The organism is Microbacterium mangrovi (assembly GCF_000802305.1).
Lineage (GTDB): Bacteria > Actinomycetota > Actinomycetes > Actinomycetales > Microbacteriaceae > Microbacterium > Microbacterium mangrovi.
The window spans coordinates 1-593 of the sequence record NZ_JTDK01000045.1; the positions used below are offsets into that span (position 1 = coordinate 1).

Here is a 593-nt window from a genome sequence, read left to right on the forward strand (position 1 = left end):
CCCTACTACCTGCGTAAAGCGCGCGATGGCTATCGCATGGGCAATGGCGAGCTGGAAGATGGCCTGATCTCCATTCTCACCTGGCCGGAAGGCCCTTATCACAACGGCATCACCGCGGAAAACGTCGCGCAACGCTTCGGTATTACCCGCGAAGCGATGGACGATTTCGCCTGGTCGAGCCAGCAGAAGGCGCTGAAGGCGATCGCGGAGGGTCGCTTTCGCGAGCAGATCCTGGCCCTTGAGGTGCCGGACGGCAAAAAAGCGACCCGCCTGTTTGCGACCGATGAACACCCGCGCGACACCCCGCGTGAAAAGCTCGCCACGCTGCGTCCGGCGTTTAAAGCCGACGGCGTGGTGACGGCGGCCAACTCATCGGGCATTAACGACGGCGCGGCGGCGCTGGTGATGATGACCCGCCAGCAGGCGGAAAAACGCGGCTTAACCCCGCGCATGCGCATTCGCGGCTGGGCGGTCGCCGGCTGCGGGGCGGAGATTATGGGGTTTGGTCCCTCTCCCGCCACCCGACGCCTGATGGACCGTCTCAATATAGATGTGCAGTCCATTGATTTAATTGAACTCAATGAGGCTTTCGC

The 593-nt window shown here is 62.2% G+C and carries 1 protein-coding gene; it reads left to right on the top strand.

All coding sequences use genetic code 11. The annotated features are described in order from the left end of the window. On the top strand, positions 1-593 hold a 593-nt coding region (locus LK09_RS20395), incomplete at both ends, for a thiolase family protein (protein ID WP_039403854.1).